14 protein-coding genes and 1 tRNA gene are annotated in these 18,670 nt (G+C 63.4%); 4 read left to right on the top strand and 11 right to left on the bottom strand.

The window, feature by feature from the left end:
- From lon to JOZ76_RS20255, 5 genes are all read right to left on the bottom strand, one after another.
- The coding region (gene lon, locus JOZ76_RS20235) for an endopeptidase La (protein WP_291701156.1) at positions 1-1,797 on the bottom strand (1,797 nt) is incomplete at its 3' end.
- 316 nt (positions 1,798-2,113) lie between these two features.
- On the bottom strand, positions 2,114-3,388 hold the full coding sequence (gene clpX, locus JOZ76_RS20240; protein ID WP_291701158.1) for an ATP-dependent Clp protease ATP-binding subunit ClpX: 1,275 nt from the start codon (positions 3,386-3,388) through the stop codon (positions 2,114-2,116).
- A 439-nt stretch (positions 3,389-3,827) separates the two neighbouring features.
- Complete coding sequence (locus JOZ76_RS20245) at positions 3,828-4,466, bottom strand: ATP-dependent Clp protease proteolytic subunit (protein ID WP_291701160.1); 639 nt, start codon at positions 4,464-4,466, stop codon at positions 3,828-3,830.
- 261 nt (positions 4,467-4,727) lie between these two features.
- The gene (gene tig / locus JOZ76_RS20250; RefSeq protein ID WP_291701162.1) at positions 4,728-6,086 is read right to left on the bottom strand and encodes a trigger factor; all 1,359 of its coding nucleotides are present in this window, start codon (positions 6,084-6,086) and stop codon (positions 4,728-4,730) included.
- A 140-nt stretch (positions 6,087-6,226) separates the two neighbouring features.
- Positions 6,227-6,311: transfer RNA gene (locus JOZ76_RS20255), tRNA-Leu, on the bottom strand.
- Between the two features lie 287 nt (positions 6,312-6,598).
- Between JOZ76_RS20255 and JOZ76_RS20260 the strand changes: the two genes are divergently transcribed.
- A complete protein-coding gene (locus JOZ76_RS20260; RefSeq protein WP_291701164.1) occupies positions 6,599-7,816 on the top strand; it encodes a multicopper oxidase family protein in 1,218 nt (405 codons plus the stop codon).
- 45 nt (positions 7,817-7,861) lie between these two features.
- Here JOZ76_RS20260 and JOZ76_RS20265 read toward each other — a convergent pair whose 3' ends face one another.
- Entirely contained in the window at positions 7,862-9,361 is a 1,500-nt protein-coding gene (locus JOZ76_RS20265; RefSeq protein ID WP_291701166.1) for an NAD(P)H-hydrate dehydratase, read from the bottom strand.
- 533 nt (positions 9,362-9,894) lie between these two features.
- Between JOZ76_RS20265 and JOZ76_RS20270 the strand changes: the two genes are divergently transcribed.
- Both JOZ76_RS20270 and glnA read left to right on the top strand, forming a co-directional pair.
- Entirely contained in the window at positions 9,895-10,233 is a 339-nt protein-coding gene (locus JOZ76_RS20270) for a P-II family nitrogen regulator (RefSeq protein WP_291701167.1), read from the top strand.
- 200 nt (positions 10,234-10,433) lie between these two features.
- Positions 10,434-11,843 (top strand): type I glutamate--ammonia ligase, encoded by a 1,410-nt coding sequence (gene glnA / locus JOZ76_RS20275; protein WP_291701168.1) that lies wholly within the window; start codon positions 10,434-10,436, stop codon positions 11,841-11,843.
- A 137-nt stretch (positions 11,844-11,980) separates the two neighbouring features.
- Here glnA and JOZ76_RS20280 read toward each other — a convergent pair whose 3' ends face one another.
- From JOZ76_RS20280 to JOZ76_RS20300, 5 genes are all read right to left on the bottom strand, one after another.
- Positions 11,981-12,946, bottom strand: coding sequence for an ABC transporter ATP-binding protein (locus tag JOZ76_RS20280; protein ID WP_291701169.1), 966 nt, complete (start codon positions 12,944-12,946; stop codon positions 11,981-11,983).
- On the bottom strand, positions 12,943-13,914 hold the full coding sequence (locus tag JOZ76_RS20285; RefSeq protein ID WP_291701171.1) for an ABC transporter ATP-binding protein: 972 nt from the start codon (positions 13,912-13,914) through the stop codon (positions 12,943-12,945). Before JOZ76_RS20285 ends, JOZ76_RS20280 begins: the two co-directional genes overlap by 4 nt.
- Before the next feature lies 1 nt (position 13,915).
- Positions 13,916-14,776 (bottom strand): ABC transporter permease, encoded by an 861-nt coding sequence (locus tag JOZ76_RS20290; protein ID WP_291701173.1) that lies wholly within the window; start codon positions 14,774-14,776, stop codon positions 13,916-13,918.
- Positions 14,773-15,717 carry an ABC transporter permease gene (locus JOZ76_RS20295; RefSeq protein WP_291701175.1) on the bottom strand — a complete coding sequence of 315 codons (945 nt, stop codon included), beginning with the start codon at positions 15,715-15,717 and terminating at the stop codon, positions 14,773-14,775. Before JOZ76_RS20295 ends, JOZ76_RS20290 begins: the two co-directional genes overlap by 4 nt.
- 97 nt (positions 15,718-15,814) lie before the next feature.
- Positions 15,815-17,356: an ABC transporter substrate-binding protein gene (locus JOZ76_RS20300; protein WP_291701177.1), complete on the bottom strand. Its 1,542-nt coding sequence runs from the start codon at positions 17,354-17,356 to the stop codon at positions 15,815-15,817.
- A 260-nt stretch (positions 17,357-17,616) separates the two neighbouring features.
- Here JOZ76_RS20300 and JOZ76_RS20305 point away from each other — a divergent pair, with 260 nt between their 5' ends.
- The gene (locus JOZ76_RS20305) at positions 17,617-18,573 is read left to right on the top strand and encodes a MurR/RpiR family transcriptional regulator (protein WP_291701179.1); all 957 of its coding nucleotides are present in this window, start codon (positions 17,617-17,619) and stop codon (positions 18,571-18,573) included.
- The last annotated feature ends 97 nt before the right edge of the window (positions 18,574-18,670 follow it).

Here is an 18,670-nt window from a genome sequence, read left to right on the forward strand (position 1 = left end):
CTGGGGTTCGCTCTCGATCTCGCCGAAGCGGAATTTGGGGATGCCCAAAAACTCCTCGACGTTCTTCTCGGTGATCTTGACCGACTTCTTCTTCGAGATCATGAGGTCCTTCACCACCTTGCGGGCGAGTGTGGACAGCTCACGCTCGAGATTGCGCACGCCCGCTTCGCGGGTGTAACGGCGGATCACCAAGAGCAGCGCGTCGTCGTCGATCGACCATTCCTTCGAGTCCAGGCCGTGCTTGGCGAGCGCGTTCGGGATCAGGTGCTTGCGCGCGATCTCGACCTTCTCGTTCTCGGTATAGCCAGCGATCCGGATGATCTCCATGCGGTCCATCAGCGGGCCCGGAATATTCAGCGTATTCGCGGTCGTGATGAACATCACGTTCGACAGGTCGTAGTCGACCTCCAGATAGTGATCGTTGAAGGTCGCGTTCTGCTCGGGGTCCAAAACCTCGAGCAGCGCCGACGACGGATCGCCGCGGAAATCGGCGCCCATCTTGTCGATCTCGTCCAACAGGAACAGCGGGTTCGAGGTCTTCGCCTTCCGCATCGACTGGATGATCTTGCCGGGCATCGAGCCGATATAGGTGCGGCGATGACCGCGGATCTCGGCCTCGTCGCGCACGCCGCCGAGCGAGACGCGCACGAACTCACGTCCGGTCGCCTTCGCGATCGACTTGCCGAGCGAGGTCTTGCCGACGCCGGGAGGTCCGACCAGGCACAGGATCGGTCCGGTCAACTTGTTGGCGCGAGACTGCACGGCGAGATACTCGACGATGCGCTCCTTGACCTTCTCCAGGCCATAGTGATCCGCATCGAGCACGGCCTGCGCCGCCTCGAGATCCTTCTTGACCTTGGACTTCTTGTTCCACGGGATCGACAGCAGCCAGTCGAGATAGTTGCGCACGACGGTCGCTTCAGCGGACATCGGCGACATCTGGCGCAGCTTCTTCAGCTCGTGCTGCGCCTTCTCGCGGGCTTCCTTCGAGAGCTTGGTCTTGTTGATCTTCTCCTCGAGATCGGCCAGCTCGTCGCGGCCGTCCTCGTCACCCAGCTCCTTCTGAATCGCCTTCATCTGCTCGTTGAGGTAGTACTCGCGCTGCGTCTTCTCCATCTGGCGCTTGACGCGCGAGCGGATGCGCTTTTCGACCTGCAGCACCGAGATCTCGCTCTCCATCAGCCCGAGCACCTTCTCGAGCCGCTGCGTGACCGACAGCGTCTCCAGAATGCCCTGGCGATCGGCGATCTTCACGGCCAGATGCGAGGCCACGGTGTCGCCGAGCTTGCCGAAATCGGTGATCGCCTGCACCACGCCGACGACCTCGGCCGAGATCTTCTTGTTCAGCTTCACGTAGCTTTCGAAGTCGGACACGACGGAGCGCGCCAGCGCCTCGGCCTCGACCGATTTTGCGTCGGTGTCAGCGAGCGCGACGGCGGTCGCCTCGTAGTAGTCGGCACGATCGGAATATTTCTGCACATGCGCGCGCTCGAGGCCCTCGACCAGCACCTTCACGGTGCCATCGGGCAGTTTCAAGAGCTGCAGCACGCTGGCAAGCGTCCCGGTCTCATAAATCGCGTTCGGCGCCGGATCGTCGTCGGACGCGTTCTTCTGCGTCGCGAGTAGCACCAGCGCGTCGTTCTTCATCACCTCTTCGAGGGCGCGAATCGATTTCTCGCGGCCGACGAACAGGGGCACGATGTTGTGCGGGAAGACGACGATGTCGCGCAGCGGCAACACCGGATAGGAGTGGCTCACGCCGTAGGGGATCGATGGCCGGGGTTTTGGTGTCGTCATGGCCTGTTCCTTTTGTTGTGCCCCCTTGCACGCGGCCCGCTACCTGCGCAACCACCACAAGGTGCCGAGTTGATCCGGGACACCGCGAAGCCGGAACGCCGACCGCGACTCTGACGGATCGTCATTGGAAGCGAATCTCTGAAGGGAAAAAGATATCGCCGACTGCATTAGGTGGCCATCCACCCGGGGGGAGTCAAGTCTCGGCAAACGCCGGGGAATTGCAGTGTGGCAGGATGTACAACCATTCATATTCCGGCTGCGGAAGGTATCCCGCAGCCGCTTGCTGAGAGCGGCCTCGAACGCGTCAGCGCGCGCGTCACGCGCTCGCCGAGCTTTCCACCGCGCGATCGGAGCGATCGGCGTAGATGTAAAGCGGGCGGGCGGTGCCCTCGACCACCTCGCGCGAGATCACGACCTCTTCCACGCCCTCCAGGCCCGGAAGATCGAACATAGTCTCGAGCAGGATACTCTCGAGGATAGACCGCAGGCCGCGCGCGCCGGTCTTGCGCTCGATCGCCTTGCGGGCGACCGCGCCAAGCGCCTCGTCGGCGAAGGTCAGCTCGATATTCTCCATCTCGAACAGGCGCTGATACTGCTTGACCAGCGCGTTCTTCGGATCGGTCAGGATCTTCTTCAGCGAGGTCTCGTCGAGATCCTCCAGGGTCGCGACCACCGGCAGGCGGCCGACGAATTCGGGGATCAGGCCGTACTTGAGCAGATCCTCAGGCTCGACGTGACGGAAGATCTCGCCGGTGCGGCGGTCTTCCGGCGCCAACACCTGCGCGCCGAAGCCGATCGAGGTCGAACGTCCCCGCGCGGAAATGATCTTCTCGAGGCCCGAGAAGGCGCCGCCGCAGATGAACAGGATGTTGGTGGTGTCGACCTGCAAAAACTCCTGCTGCGGATGCTTGCGGCCGCCCTGCGGAGGCACCGAGGCCACCGTGCCTTCCATGATCTTGAGCAGCGCCTGCTGCACGCCCTCGCCCGAGACGTCGCGGGTGATCGACGGATTGTCGGACTTGCGGCTGATCTTGTCGATCTCGTCGATATAGACGATGCCGCGCTGCGCGCGTTCGACGTTGTAATCGGCGGCCTGCAAGAGCTTCAGGATGATGTTCTCGACGTCCTCGCCGACATAGCCGGCCTCGGTCAGCGTGGTCGCGTCCGCCATCGTGAACGGCACGTCCAGGATGCGCGCGAGCGTCTGGGCGAGCAGCGTCTTGCCCGAGCCGGTCGGACCGATCAGAAGAATGTTGGACTTCGCGAGTTCGACGTCGTTGTGCTTGGTCTGGTGGTTGAGCCGCTTGTAGTGGTTGTGGACCGCGACCGACAGCACCTTCTTGGCATGACTCTGGCCGATCACATAGTCGTCCAGAACCTTGCAGATCTCCTTCGGGGTCGGAATGCCGTCGCGCGACTTCACCAGCGAGGACTTGTTCTCCTCGCGGATGATGTCCATGCAGAGTTCGACGCATTCGTCGCAGATGAAGACCGTGGGACCCGCGATCAATTTGCGGACTTCGTGCTGGCTCTTGCCGCAGAACGAGCAATACAGCGTGTTCTTGGAATCGCTCGTGCCAACCTTACTCATTCCTGTCTCCGTCCGCGGTTCTTCGTAGTTCACCCGCTCTGTCGCTCCATTTCGGCACGCTGTGTGCCGACCTATGACTGGAGCAAATCCTGTACCAATAACGTCTCAGCCTAGACTCCTTTGCGAATCATGGCCCTCAATTCCTCAGGCGATCATATAAGATCCTCATTAGCCAACCATGCTGTCATCCGACTATCAAGAATTCGCTAACCGGCAGCGTAGCCAGCACCGTGACAATACCGTGATTTCGGCCTTACGCACGCGAAAACCTTGCGAAATCCGCCCGGCGTTGCGCCGTTGCCACGTTCCCGCGGCGAGCACGAAACCGGAACTTTTCGCATTAAGGAGGCTCTCCGACCGATTTCCAGCCGGCCGGACCGGCTGTTCCGATGCATCCCGGTCTTGGTCCAAATGCACCAGTAGTGCTACGGGGGCGACCTCATGCGCTCTTCGCAGCTGCAGCGGCGTCTTCCGGCCGCTTGTCGATCACCTTGTCGACAAGACCGAACACTCTGGCGTCCTCGGCGGTCAGGAACTTGTCGCGCTCCAGCGCATCCTCGATGGCCTTGTAGGTCTGGCCGGTGTGCTTCACGTAAATTTCGTTAAGCCTTTTCTTCAAGTTCAGGATTTCCTGCGCGTGCAGCATGATGTCCGTGGCCTGGCCCTGGAAGCCGCCGGAAGGCTGGTGCACCATGATGCGGGAGTTCGGCAGCGTGAAGCGCATGTCCTTTGCGCCGGCGGTGAGCAGCAGCGATCCCATCGAGGCCGCCTGCCCGGTGCACAGCGTCGAGACCGGCGGGCGGATGAACTGCATGGTGTCGTAGATCGCGAGCCCCGATGTCACCACGCCACCCGGCGAGTTGATGTACATCGAGATCTCCTTCTTCGGATTCTCGGCTTCGAGAAACAATAGCTGCGCGACGATCAACGTCGACATGCCGTCCTCGACCGGACCGGTGACGAACACGATGCGCTCTTTCAGAAGGCGCGAGAAGATGTCGTAGGCGCGCTCACCGCGATTGGTCTGTTCGACCACCATCGGCACGAGATTCATGTAGGTTTCGACGGGATCGCGCATGTTTCACCCAAGGGTTGGCGGAGACGATCGTTCGGATCGGGCTTGCGACTGGCGGTGCCGACGACCGTCCCATGGTGCAGGACTTCGAAGACGGTTTCACAGATATGAGCCATTTTCCCGGCGACAAGACCGGGGCAATTGCCCACATGGCTAGGTCACTTCAAGCCGATTCGGACGCTGCCGCAAAGCAGCGCCCGAGGCTTTCACGGTTCATCATTAACGACGCGCTGACGCGACAGCGCAACGATGCGCCGACGGCCTTTAGGCCGCTGTCTTGTCCTCGTCATCCTTGAACAGCTCCTCCTTCGAGACCTTCTTCTCGGTCACGCTCGCGAGCTCCAGGATGAAGTCGACGACCTTGTCCTCGTAGATCGGCGCACGCAGCGAGGCCAGCGCCTGCGCGTTGTTGCGATAATATTCCCAGACCTCCTTCTCGCGGCCGGGCATCGAACGCGCGCGCTCGATCACGGCGCGGCTGACCTCGTCATCGGTCACGCTGATCTTGTTCTTCTCGCCGATCTCCGACAGCACGAGACCGAGCCGGACGCGGCGATCGGCGATCGCGCGGTATTCCTTCTTGGCATCCTCTTCGGTGGTGTTCTCGTCGGCAAACGTCTTGCCGCTGGAATCCATCTCGGCCTTGATCGAGCCCCACATCAGCTTGAACTCTTCGTCGATCAGGGACTGCGGCGCCTCGAATTTATGGGTCTCGTCAAGCCGGTCGAGCAGCGCGCGCTTGACGCGCTGGCGGGTGGCGCCGGTGAATTCGGCCGCAAGGCGCGCCCGCGCGGCCTCCTTCAACTTGTCGAGCGACTCGAGCCCCAGCGATTTGGCGAACTCGTCATCGATGGTGGTCGCCTGCGGGGCCTCGATCGTGACCGCCGTCGTCTCGAATTCGGCGTCCTTGCCGGCGAGCGTCGCCGTCAAATAGTTTTTCGGGAACGAGGCCTTCACCGTTCGGCTTTCGCCGGCCGCGATCCCGACGAGCTGGTCCTCGAATCCGGGGATGAAGGTTTTGGAGCCGATCACGACCTGGATGTTCTCGCCGGTGCCGCCCTCGAACGGGGTGCCGTCGATGGTGCCCTTGAAATTCACGGCGACGCGGTCGCCCTGCTCCGCCTTGGCGCCCTCGCCTTTGGCCGCATAGCTGCGGTTCTGGTCGGCGATGCGCTGGATCGCCTCGTCGACTTCGGCGTCGGTAACTTCGGCGACCGGCTTCTCCACGGCAAAGCTCTTGAAGTCGGCGAGCTGGATCGGCGGCACGATCTCGATCGCCACCGTGTAGGTCAGATCCGACTGTCCGTTCAGGATCTGCTCGACCTCGGCCTTCTCGGTCGGCATCGTGATCTTGGGCTCGGTCGCAAGGCGAAAGCCGCGCTCGGTGAAGATCTGCGTATTGGTGTCGCGGATGGTCTCGTCGATGGTCTCGGCCATGACAGAGCGGCCATAGACCTTCTTGAGATGGCTGACCGGCACCTTGCCTGGGCGAAAACCATTCAACCGCACTTTGTCCTTCAGATCGACAAGGCGGGCGCCGGCCTTGGCATCGAGGTCCGCGGCGGGAACGCTGATCTTGAACTCGTGTTTCAATCCCTCCGAGAGGGTTTCTGTGACCTGCATGGCGTCCAATCTTCGTTTTACGGCGTGGCCAGGCTTTTCGCCCGGCTCCTCCATTGTCCTCGTGTTCGGCGAACCCGCCTCGTCCCGCGGATGACAAGGCTCCGCTCCACCGGTATCTTAAAGCACACGCTGCGAGCGCTTGGTGCGGGCGGAGGGACTCGAACCCCCACAACTTTCGTCACTGGAACCTAAATCCAGCGCGTCTACCAGTTCCGCCACGCCCGCTTGGAAAGTGCATCAAAATCCGGCCGCGATGCCCGCGGGCGGCCGGGCTTATAACACGCGTGTTTCCGTCCGCAGCAAAAAAATGACTGCAATGGGAGGCCGTCCGGGCGGCCAACGTCTTATCTACAGATGGTCCGCACCGCTCCCCAAAACAAGCTTTCAAGACATCAAGGCAAGGTAGCATGTCCCTGACTGACCGCCGTGGCCTGCTGGCCGGACTGGGTGCGACAGCGCTTATGCCGGTGACATTTCGCCCGGCAGCCGCACAGGTAGTCCAATCGGTAACCGTGCAGGCGAAGGCCGAGCCTGTCGTGCTCACCCCGCCGGCGAAAGGTACGGGGTCGGTCCATCGCGCGCTGGCTTCGGCCTGGACGCTGCGGGGGCCCGGCCCCATCCTTCGCTTCAAGCGCGGCGGTTCGCTCGATATCGCACTGCGGAATGATTTACCCGTCCCGGTGGCTCTGAGCCTCCGAGGAATCGATGGTGCGGCAAGCTCAGAACCACTAGCGGCCCGGCCCGCAGTGGCGGCCGGAACCACGGCGAACCTGTCGGTCGCTCTGCGTCACGCCGGGACCTCCCTTTGCGACGTCCGACTACTGGCTGACGGTGCGGCGCAACCGTCGCGGCCGCTCCCCCTGGTTGTGCAGGAGCAAGAGGCCGTTCCGGTCGACCGCGACGAGGTGCTTTTGGTTGAGGACTGGCGGCTCGGCACCGATGGAACGGTGATAGCCGCGGGGGTCGACGCAGGGGACGCTGCCATCGTCTTCACCGTGAACGGCGAAATCGGACCGGAAATCAGGACTCGTCCCCATGAACGGCTCAGGCTTCGGATCATCAACGCCTGCCAACGCGCTGCGATTGCGATCAAAGTCGAGGGCGTCGAGATTCGCGTGATGGCGATGGATGGAGAGCCGACCGAACCCTTTTGGGCCCGGAACGGCGCCCTGGTGCTGGCACCAGGTAGCCGGGTCGATGGATTTTTGGATGCAACAACACCGGCGGGGTCGCGCGCCGCCATCCTCCTCAGCGACGGCAAGGAGGCGCGTCCAATTGCCTACTTGGCCACTGCAAACGAGCCGCCGCTTCGTCCCGCTCCGCTACCACCGGCGCCGCCTCTGCCTTCCAATGGCCTGCCGGAAAGACTCGACCTGAAAAACGCGCAGCGGATCGATCTGCCGCTTAGCGGCCCTGACTGGGTGAGACCGACGAGCTTCACCGCTTCCTTCGAACCCGCCTTCCGCGCCAAAACCGGCCGGACGGTCGTGCTGGCGCTTGCCAACCGCGCGCCAACCGCAACCGTCTTCCATTTGCACGGCCACCATTTCCGCCTGCTCGACCGGCTCGATGACGGCTGGAAGCCGTTCTGGCTCGACACGCTGGCGGTCGAGCCCGGCCAGACCCAGCGCATTGCGTTTGCGGCCGAATATGCCGGACGCTACCTGCTTGAATCAGTCGCAACCGACTGGGCCGCACCGCGTTTTGTGCGATGGTACGAGGTGGCATGAGCGCCCGCTCGTGCATTCCCTCGCCGCGCGAGGTCGCGCGCGCAGTCAGTAATCGATGCCGAACTCGTCGTAGATGCGCCTGAACACCGCGGGCAGGGTTTCGGTGAGGTCCTCCGCGATGAGACCAGGTCCCGCCTCGCGCGCGGCCTCGCCATGCATCCACACGCCGATGCTGGCCGCCTCGAACGCCGCAACGCCCTGCGCCAACAGGCCGGCGATGATGCCGGCGAGCACGTCGCCGGAGCCGGCGGTCGCAAGCCAGGGCGGCGCGTTGGCGGCGATGGTGGCGCGGCCGTCCGGCGCGGCCACCGTGGTATCGGCGCCCTTGAGCAGCACCACGGCGCCGGAGCGCTCGGCGGCGGCGCGCACCCGTTCGAGTTTCGAGCGGCCGGGATGCTTGTTGGAGATGTCGCTGAACAGCCGCGGAAACTCGCCTTCATGCGGGGTCAGGACGACATGGAGATCGGGCGAGGCCTTGATCTGTTCGAACAGGCGGTCCGGCGCATCCGCAAAACTCGTCAGCGCGTCGGCGTCGAGCACCAGATGCCGCTCGGCCGACAGAGCGGTGTGCACGAAATCGCGAGTGCGCTCGCTGATGCCGGCGCCGGGCCCGATCGCGACAGCATTGAAGCGCTTGTCTTCCAACTCGCCGGCGAACTCGATCGCGGTGTCGATCGCGCGCACCATGACCGCTGTGAGCGCGGCCGCGTTGACGGCCAGCGCATCGCGCGGCGTCGCCAGCGTCACGAGACCGGCGCCGGCGCGCAGCGCGCCTCGCGCCGTCATCCGCGCCGCTCCCGTCGCGCTGATGCCGCCGGAGACCACGAGGGCATGCCCACGGGCGTATTTGTGGCCGTCGGTCCGCGGCACCGGAAAATGCTTGCGCCAGCACAGCGGGGTGTTTTCGGCGGCGAGCGGATGGATCTCGTCCAATACCTTCTCGTCGATGCCGATGTCGGCAAGGCGGACCCGGCCGCAGTGGAGGCGTCCCGGCAACAACAGATGCGCCGGCTTCTTGCGGAAGAAGGTGACGGTCTCGGCCGCCTTGATCGCGATCCCCATGATGGCACCAGAAGTGCCGTTGACGCCGCTCGGAAGGTCGACTGCGAGCACCGGCGCGCCCGCCGCGTTCATCGCCGCGATCATGTCCTGGGCCTCACCGGTGACAGTCCGCGACAGGCCTGCGCCGAACAGCGCGTCGATGATCAGCGCCGGCCGGCCGATCGCCTGCGGGTTGAACGGCAGCACCGGATGTTTCCAGCCGCGCGCGGCGGATGCGGCATCGCCGCGCAGCGCCTCCCGCTCGCACATCAGGATCACCGAGACCTCGCGGCCCTGCGCTGCGAGCTCCGCGGCCGCCACGAACCCGTCCCCGCCATTGTTACCAGGGCCGCAGACCACCAGGATCGGCCCCTCCTCCACGAGGTCGGTTGCCGCCTCGGCCACGGCCTGCCCCGCGCTCAGCATCAGCGCAAAGCCCGGCGTGCCGGCCGCGATCGTCAGCCGGTCGGCCCGCTCCATTTCGGCCGTGGTCAAAACTTCCATTTGCCTCGTCCCCCCTGTCCAATCGCGGACCTGCCAATTCGTTTCAGCCCGACTTACACCACCTTCGGAAACAGGAAGCGTTCCAGGCAAGGGCAAGACGTGGCCCCATGGACCACCGAACCCATGTGCACGGCAAGGTCGCGTGTGCGGCCGGATCGGCCGATGTCGGGCGGCATTCGCGCCGCCTTTTCCTGAGGCAGGTGGGCAACGCGAAGGCGAACGACAATTGCACACGAATTAATCGAATTGCCTATTCGATAATCTCTGGCATTCTGGCCGACGATGGAATCGGCCCCCCAAAATGCAGCACAAATATCTGACGGCGTTTCAAAAACCGGTCAGTTAATGACTTGGCACAGACCCTGCTTTTGTGGAGCCGCTTCGTTGTGTTTCGTGCTAACTGGCCGTGCACGGCCAGGGCGGGCGCGCGGGTGGAACAGTCGGCGGGGTCAAAGCCCGGCCGGCCGGAGAGCCGAGGCGATGGCCGACCACAGGTTGCAGTTTTTGAATTTCGAAAGGCCGGGAGGCGCTCAGTGAAGAAGATCGAAGCCATCATCAAGCCGTTCAAGCTCGACGAGGTGAAGGAAGCGCTTCAGGAAGTGGGACTGCAGGGGATTACCGTCACGGAGGCCAAGGGCTTCGGCCGGCAGAAGGGACATGCCGAACTCTATCGCGGCGCCGAATACATCGTCGATTTCCTGCCCAAGGTGAAGATCGAGATCGTGATCTCGGACGAGCTGGTCGAAAAGGCGATCGAGGCGATCCGCCGCGCGGCCCAGACCGGGCGCATCGGCGACGGCAAGATCTTCGTCTCCAACATCGAGGAAGCAATCCGCATCCGGACCGGTGAATCCGGGCTGGACGCGATCTAACCCTGGCCGCTGCACGCGCAAGCGGCAACCCGCCTCCTCCGGACTTCAGATCGCGAAAAAGGCCCAGAAATACGGGGCGGCGGTGCCTACATTACCGGCGCCTCCGATACCTTGTGTTGAGCCCCACCCGACGGTATTGAGCATCTACCCGCGGTCGCTGCCCGCGGCCGGGTCGTGACCGTTAGCCAAGAGGGGTATTCATGAAGACCGCAAAAGACGTCTTGAAATCGATCAAGGATAACGACGTCAAATACGTCGACCTGCGTTTTACCGATCCACGCGGCAAGTGGCAGCACGTGACCTTCGATGTCGGCATGATCGAAGAGGACACCTTCGCCGAGGGGTTGATGTTCGACGGCTCCTCGATCGCCGGCTGGAAAGCGATCAACGAATCCGACATGTGCCTGATGCCCGACCCGGTCACGGCCACGATCGATCCGTTCTTCGCCGAGACCACGATGGTCCTGACCTGCGACGTGCTCGAGCCGACCACGGGCGAACCCTACAACCGCGACCCCCGCGGCATCGCAAAGCGCGCCGAGGCGATGGTGAAGTCGATGGGCATCGGCGACACCGTGTATTTCGGACCCGAGGCCGAATTCTTCGTGTTCGACGACGTGAAATACGCCTCCGACCCCTACAACACCGGCTTCAAGCTCGATTCCTCGGAATTCCCGACCAACTCCGACACCGACTATGAAGGCGGCAATCTCGGTCATCGCATCCGCACCAAGGCCGGCTACTTCCCCGTTCCCCCACAGGACTCGGTGCAGGACATGCGCTCGGAAATGCTGGGCGCGATGGCCAAGATGGGCGTGAAGGTCGAGAAGCATCACCATGAGGTCGCCTCCGCCCAGCACGAGCTCGGCATGAAGTTCGACACGCTGACGCTGATGGCCGACCAGCTGCAGATCTACAAATACTGCATCCACCAGGTCGCCCACATCTACGGCAAGACCGCCACCTTCATGCCAAAGCCGGTCTATGGCGACAACGGCTCGGGCATGCACTGCCACCAATCGATCTGGAAGGACGGCAAGCCGGTGTTCGCCGGCAACAAATATTCCGACCTGTCCGAGATCTGCCTGTCCTACATCGCCGGCATCATCAAGCACGCGAAGGCGATCAACGCCTTCACCAACCCGACCACCAACTCCTACAAGCGCCTGGTGCCGGGTTTCGAAGCCCCCGTGCTGCTCGCCTATTCGGCGCGCAACCGTTCGGCCTCCTGCCGCATCCCCTACACCGCGTCGCCGAAGGCCAAGCGCGTCGAGGTGCGCTTCCCCGATCCGCTCGCCAATCCCTATCTCGGCTTTGCCGCGATGCTGATGGCGGGCCTCGACGGCGTGAAGAACAAGCTCGATCCGGGCCCGGCGATGGACAAGGACCTTTACGACCTGCCGAAGGAGGAGCTGAAGTCGATCCCGACCGTCTGCGGCTCGCTTCGCGAGGCGCTGGAAAGCCTGGACAAGGACCGCGCCTTCCTGAAGGCCGGCGGCGTGTTCGACGACGACTTCATCGACAGCTATATCGAGCTGAAGATGACAGAAGTGCTGCGCTTCGAAATGACGCCGCACCCGGTCGAGTTCGACATGTATTATTCCGGCTGAGCCTGACGGCTCTCACAGGCGGATCGACACACCACCAAGGCGTCCCTTACGGGGCGCCTTTTTTGCTGCATCGGAGCACCGCGGCACCCTCCATCGTTCCGCGCGCCAGCCTCAACGCCGCCGTCATCGCTCACTTGCTACACATTGTGGCACGCGACCCGTCGGCCATCTTGGCCGACCGGTCGGAGCTCTGGGGCTTCCGTCGCACATCGCCCGCTGGCCAGCGGACAGCGCGGCCGGTACGCGCAGCCGACCGGCCGATCGAACTGGCTCGGCGGCTCTCCCAACTCGATCGCGCCGGCAATTCGTCGCGAGGGGTCGGGTTTCGGGACCGCGTTCATCAAGGCCCGGGTATAGGGATGGACGGGACTGTCGAGTACGGCTCGCGTGGCGTCGAGCTCCACGACCCGCCCCATATACATCACCGCGACGCGGTCGCTGATCTGGCCGATAACGCTGATGTCGTGCGAAATGAACAGCATCGAAAGCTTCAGCTGCTCCCTCAGATCCATCATCAGATTCAGGACCTGGGCCTGCACCGAAACATCGAGCGCGGAAACAGGCTCGTCCGCAATGATCACCTCGGGCGCGGGAAGGATGGCCCGCGCGATGCCGACGCGCTGGCGCTGCCCGCCGCTGAGCTCGTGCGGGTAGCGATCGGCATATGACGGATCCAGCCCCACCGAGGACAGCGTTTCCGCTATTCGGCCGGTGCGATCGGCGCGGCTTGGAAAGGTGCCGTTGATGTCACCGGCCTCCGCAACCGAATCGCCGATCGAGCGACGCGGGTTGAGCGAGGCGTAGGGATCCTGAAAGACCATGCGGATCCGCAGGCGCAGTTCGCGCAGGCTCGCGGCACGCGCCGCAAGCACATCGATGCCCTTGAACACGACGGAGCCGCCTTGCGCGGGAGCCAGGCGAATGATGGAGCGGCCGACTGTGGTCTTGCCGCACCCGGATTCGCCGACAATCCCGAGAACCTCGCCCTCATCGAGGGACAGTGACACGCCGTCGACGGCCTGCAGCCGCAATCTGCGTCCAAACCGCGTGACATCGAACGCCGTCCTCAGATCGCGAAGCTCTAAAAAATCCTGCTGGCTCAAGGTGACCTCCCCGAGCCGAGCGGGAATGCGCAAAGCGCCTCATGACGCTCCGAAATACGAATCTGCGGCGGCAATGCCTCGCGGCACACATCGCGCGCGGCAACGCAACGCGGCGCGAAAACACATCCCGCGGTGATGGTCCCGGGTCTTGGCGCCTGCCCCGGTATCGGTCGCAAGCGGCGCTGCCTGCTTGGCGCCGGCATGCAGTCCATCAATGCACGCGTGTAGTGATGGCTCGGCGCACCAAACAGCTCGCCGACGTCCGCGGCCTCGACGACGCGTCCGCCATACATGACGGCAACGCGATCGACGAGCTGAGCGATCACGCCCAAATCGTGGGTGATGAAGAGCATGGCCATGTCCAGTCGGTCGCAGAGCTCGCGCAAGAGGCCAAGGATCTGAACCTGTATCGTGACATCGAGCGCCGTGGTCGGTTCGTCCGCGATCAGGACCTGCGGACGACAGGCGAGCGCGATCGCAATCATGACGCGCTGGCGCATGCCGCCGGAGAGCTGGTGCGGAAAGGCCGCGAGTTGCACGGCCGCGTCGGGTATCCGGACCATGTCCAGCAACTCGCGCACGCGTTCCCGCGCGAGGCGTCCCGAGGTTCCGTCGTGAACGCGAACGGCCTCCTCGATCTGGTCGCCAATGCGCAGGACCGGATTGAGCGATGTCATCGGCTCCTGAAAAATCATCGCGAGCCGGCCCGCACCGGCCTCGACGCGCTGCCATGGTTGGAGCGCGGTGACATCGCTGCCGTCGAGCTCGATACGCCCGGCGCGCACACGCGGACCGGGCGTCGGCAACAATCCCATGATGGCAAGCGATGTCAGGCTTTTGCCGCTGCCGGATTCGCCGACCAGACCCAGAACCTCTCCTTTGTCGATCGAGAACGTCACCGCGGACACGATGTCGACGGCCTTGGCTGCCGGGCCGACGCAAATGGTGAGATCGCGGACTGCCAGCATCTCAGCCTTCCCCGCCGAACATCTCGCGGAATCGCGGATCGAGCCGATCACGCAGCGCATCGCCGACGAGGTTCAGCGAAAACGCCGTCAGCACGATCATCATTCCGGGAAAGAACAGCAGCCACGGCGCGCGGGTGATGAACGTTCGCGATTCGGCCAGCATGTTGCCCCAGCTCGGGATGTCCGGAGATGCGCCGAGGCCGAGAAAATCCAGCGATGCCGCGCCGAGCTGGGCGAAAGCAAAGACAAAGCTGGCCTGCACCAGAAGCGGCGAGACGAGGTTCGGCAGAATGTGCCTTGTGATCAGCCAGGGTGTCCTGGCTCCCATGCTGCGCGCCGCCTCGACGTAGGTCTCGGCACGCAACCGGAGTGTGAGGCCATAAATGATGCGGCTGGTCGTGGTCAGATAGGCTGCCCCGATCGCGATGATGGAATTGGCGACGCTCGGTCCGAGGATGACGATCAGACCGAGCGCGAGAAGAAGCGAAGGAAACGCCATCAACACGTCGACGGCGCGCATCAGCACGTGGCCGAGGCGCGGGAACAATGCCGAGAGCACGCCGATCGGCACGCCGGTGGCCATCGCGAACGAAACCACGCCGGCGCCGATCAGCAGCGCCATTCGCGCCGAATAGATCGCGCGCGACAACGTATCGCGGCCATATTGATCGGTGCCGAACCAATGCAAGGCGTTGGGGGGTGTGAGACGGATCGCCGGATCGAGCGCATAGGGATCGTAGGGTGCGAGCAGAGGCGCAAATAGCGCCGCGACGACCATGGCGAGAAGGACGCTCAGGCCGATCATCGCGATCGGCCGGGCCGTGAACGGCGCAAGCAGCAATGCCGTGCCCCTGCCGTTCATTGGAGCTCCACGCGCGGATCAAGCAGACGATACGACAGATCGACGACGAGGTTGATCGCAAGGTAAAGCACCACGACGACCAGGATGACACCCTGAATCACCGGATAATCCCGGCGCAGGATCGACTGGACCACGAGACGCCCGATTCCGGGCAATGCAAAAACCGTCTCGGTCACCACCGCTTCCGACAGCAGCGCCGCAAACGTAAAGCCGAACGCGGAAACGATCGTCAGCAGCGCGTTGCGCAGGATATGCCTGCGCACGACCTGCCACGGACGGATCCCCTTCGCGCGCGCGGTCCGCACATAGTCCTCACGAGAGACGTCGAGCATGCTGGCCCGCGTCAGTCGCAGGATCAGCGCTGCATTCGGGGCGGCCAGCGTGAGACTCGGGAGAATGAGATAGCGCAGGTTGGCGATCCCGCCCTCGAAGATCGAGGGGTAGCCCGAACTCGGCAGCCAGCCGAGCCAGGCAGCAAAGACCAGGATCAGGTAGAGCCCGACCCAGAAGGTCGGCACTGAGGCCATCAGCATGGCCGCGCCGGACAGGCATTGATCCAGCCAGCTGCCGTGCCGCATCGCGGCGATCGTGCCGATCGGCACGCCGATCAGCAGGACCCAGATCATCGTCATGCTGGCAAGCAGCGTACTCGTCTCGACGCCATCGGCGATCACGGACAGGACCGGTGCTTGAAAGAAGATCGACCGTCCGAGGTCGCCGCTCAGCGCGTGACCGGCCCACCGCAGATATTGGACGATGATCGGCTGATCGAGACCGAGCTGGCGGCGCAGCGCATCGATCTGATCCGGTGTCGCCGTGTCGCCAAGCAAGATGTAGATCGGGTCTCCGGGAACGAGATGAATGAACGCGAAGATCACGACCGAGGCTGCGACGAGCGTGACCGCGGTCGCACCGCCGCGCTTCAAGGCATAAGACCACATCTGCCACCTGCCGGTCGCCGATCAGCGGTAAACATGACGTTCGATCTATTCATCTCGAACAGCTTTGGGCCCCAGGGTCCCATGATCTCGTCCACAACTATTTGGCGGACACGTTCCAGAACGCCGGCCCGTTCGGATTCAGTCCCTTCAGCTTCGGCGAGGCGATGTCGTAGGTGTAGGCATCACCGACCTTCATTGCCGGAACCTGTTCGTAGAACAGAGCCTGGATTTTCTCCCATGCGGCTTTGCGCGCGGTCTGATCCGATGAATTGGTCAGTTCGGTCCGTAGCGCGTTGATCTCCGGATTGTCCCACCACCCGGGATAGGTTGGATTGAGGAACGTCAAGAGGATCGGATCGGGCTGAAAGCCGTGATGGGTCACGTAGATGTCCCACTGCTCGGATTGAGCGCGCATCTTGAGTAGCGTCGCCCAGTCGACGACCATCATCTGGACATTGATGCCGGCCTCCGCGAGTTGCCGCGTGAACACGGTCGCCTCGTCGAAGTGAGCCTGATAGTTGGTCGAGACCAGCAAGCGGATCGGCGTCCCCGTATAACCGGCTTCCTTGGCAAGCTCTTTTGCCTTCTTCGCGTCGTGCTGGCTGTAAGCCTCGGTGCCCGCCGTCGAATACCAGAAGCTGCCCTGCGGAAAGATCGAGCCCTGTGCATCCCACAGGCCCTTGGGGCCGAACGCGACGCGTTGCGCCTGCGACTTGTCCAGAGCCATCTGGATCGCCCGCCGAAGCTTGTAGTTGTCCTTGAGGATGCCCTCCTTCGAGTTCATGAAGAAAAGGCCGAAGATCGGCGCGTTGCTTCGCACGACATGGATGGACTTGTCGGCGCTCAGCTGGTCGAACAGATCGCCCGAGATCATCTCGGCGTAGTCGTAGTCGCCGGCCTGGACGCCGCTCACGCGCGTGCCCACATCGGGCACCGGAACGAACCGGATCGCGTCGAAATTGGCGACACGCGCGCCGGCGAAGCCATCACCCGCTTCCTTGCAGGAGCTGTAGCGGTCGAATTTCTCCAGCTCGACGTAGCGGTTCGGACGCCATTCCTTGAACTTGTACGGTCCGGTTCCGATGTAGTCCTTCTGCTCGATCGGCTGGGCCCCGGCCTTGCTGACGATCTCTTCGGGATAGATCGCAAGGCCGCCGTTGACATCGGCGATCAGCGTCTTCCATGCGCCATTGGGCGCCGACAGCTTCAGTGTGACTTCGTATCTGTCCGTCGCCTCGACCGAAACGGCATTGCCCATCAGCAGCTTGCCGCGTGCGCCGAACTGGCCCCAGCGCTTCATCGAGGCGACCACGTCGGCCGCGGTCAGTTCCTTGCCGTTGTGAAACAGCACGCCCTGACGCAGCTTGATGACGATGGTCTTGCCGCCCTCATCCACGCGATCGCTCTCGGCCAGAAGCGGACGCGGGCTGTAGGTCGAATCCAAGGCATACAGCGTCTCGAAAATGTGCCGGCCGATCACCGCTGCGACATCGGCGGTGGTGACCATGACGTCGAGCGGCGGTGGCTCGCCGATCGTTGCTTCGCGCAGCACCTCGGCTGCATTCGCTTGCACATTCAGGAACAATGCCACAGCCATGGTGACGACACCGCGCATCAAAGCCCCCATTCCGGATCGCATGTTCCTCCTCCCATCTCCTCGGGTTCGTCGCATCGTCCGGGCAGCCAGGGCCGGGCATTGCCGCGCGCATCCTGAGTTCCTGCGACCGGCCGTGTTTGAAAGTTACAAACAAACCTACGCTTATTTCAAGGTCATTCTTGCTGGACATAACAAAATGGCCTAAATTCTTGGCTGGATGCGCCGCGGGGCGCGAAAGTTTCTTACGACACATGGCTGCCCGGCTCATTGGAGAACCGCGAGCGGCACAGGAATGACGGCCGGTGGCACGAGCAGCGAAACGAACTCAGGAACCGCCCCGGGCGGCCTCGGGCCGTGACACGGCCGGAAGCGGGAGCGGTGCGGCAGCTGACGACATCATTGCTGTCGTCAGGCAGATCGCCCCGACCCTCAGCCGGAGCGAACAGCGCGTCGCGACGACCGTGCTCGCGGACGTCGACTACGCCGTTCACGCCAGCAACGGCGACCTCGCGCGCCGCGCCGGCGTCAGCGAGCCGACGGTCACGCGCTTCAGCCGTTCGGTGGGCTGCCGCGGCGTGCGTGAATTGAAGGTGAGGCTTGCCCAGGCCATGGCCGTCGGCCGCATCTATCTCGAACTGCCGCCGCATGTCGGCACCGATCTTGCCCGGCCGGCGCTCTGGCAGTCGGTTTTCCGGGAAATCCGCGGTGCCATCAGCGCGGTCGAACAGCAGCTGCACAAGGAAGACATCGAGAAGGCCGCCGAAGCGATTGCCAATTGTTCCAGGCTCGCAGCCTTCGGCATTGGCGGCGGCTCGACGATTGCAGCAATCGAGGTCGAACATCGTTTCTTCCGCCTCGGGATCGCCGTTTCACATTCGTCGGATCCGAAGCTAATGCGCATGGTCGCGGCCACGCTCGGCCGGAATGACGTCGTGATCGCCATTTCGACGACGGGAAACGCTGCCGAGGTGATCGCAGCCGCGACGGTCGCAAGACAATATGGCGCGTTGATCATCGCCATCACCAAGCCGGGCAGCCCGCTGGCCGCAACCGCTGACATTGCGCTCGGCCTGCACGTTGCAGAAGCACCCGACGCGCTCAAGCCGACCGCCTCACGATATGCGCTGCTTGCAGCGATCGACCTGCTGGCGGCCGCGACAGCCTATTGCAAGCCGCGTGAAGCGCAAGCGCGCATGAGGCGCATCAAATACGAGCTGATGAAAGCCGATGGCAGCGCCAACGATCCCCTCGGTGATTGAGCCCCGCGATCCACCTTCCAGACGTGGAGGTCCGCATCAAGCGGCCGTCCTCGCGGCGCGGCGCCGAAGCATTTTGAGAAGCACCGCCTGCCTCCCT

This window comes from Bradyrhizobium sp. (assembly GCF_019244115.1).
Classification (GTDB): Bacteria; Pseudomonadota; Alphaproteobacteria; order Rhizobiales; family Xanthobacteraceae; genus Bradyrhizobium.

Bases quoted from the DNA above. Each gene is read 5' to 3' on its own strand.
- glnA (WP_291701168.1), top strand. From the start codon at position 10,434: ATGAAGACCGCAAAAGACGTCTTGAAATCGATCAAGGATAACGACGTC.
- JOZ76_RS20245 (WP_291701160.1), bottom strand. From the start codon at position 4,466: ATGCGCGATCCCGTCGAAACCTACATGAATCTCGTGCCGATGGTGGTC.
- tig (WP_291701162.1), bottom strand. From the start codon at position 6,086: ATGCAGGTCACAGAAACCCTCTCGGAGGGATTGAAACACGAGTTCAAG.
- JOZ76_RS20295 (WP_291701175.1), bottom strand. From the start codon at position 15,717: ATGTGGTCTTATGCCTTGAAGCGCGGCGGTGCGACCGCGGTCACGCTC.
- clpX (WP_291701158.1), bottom strand. From the start codon at position 3,388: ATGAGTAAGGTTGGCACGAGCGATTCCAAGAACACGCTGTATTGCTCG.
- JOZ76_RS20265 (WP_291701166.1), bottom strand. From the start codon at position 9,361: ATGGAAGTTTTGACCACGGCCGAAATGGAGCGGGCCGACCGGCTGACG.
- JOZ76_RS20300 (WP_291701177.1), bottom strand. From the start codon at position 17,356: ATGCGATCCGGAATGGGGGCTTTGATGCGCGGTGTCGTCACCATGGCT.
- JOZ76_RS20290 (WP_291701173.1), bottom strand. From the start codon at position 14,776: ATGAACGGCAGGGGCACGGCATTGCTGCTTGCGCCGTTCACGGCCCGG.
- JOZ76_RS20285 (WP_291701171.1), bottom strand. From the start codon at position 13,914: ATGCTGGCAGTCCGCGATCTCACCATTTGCGTCGGCCCGGCAGCCAAG.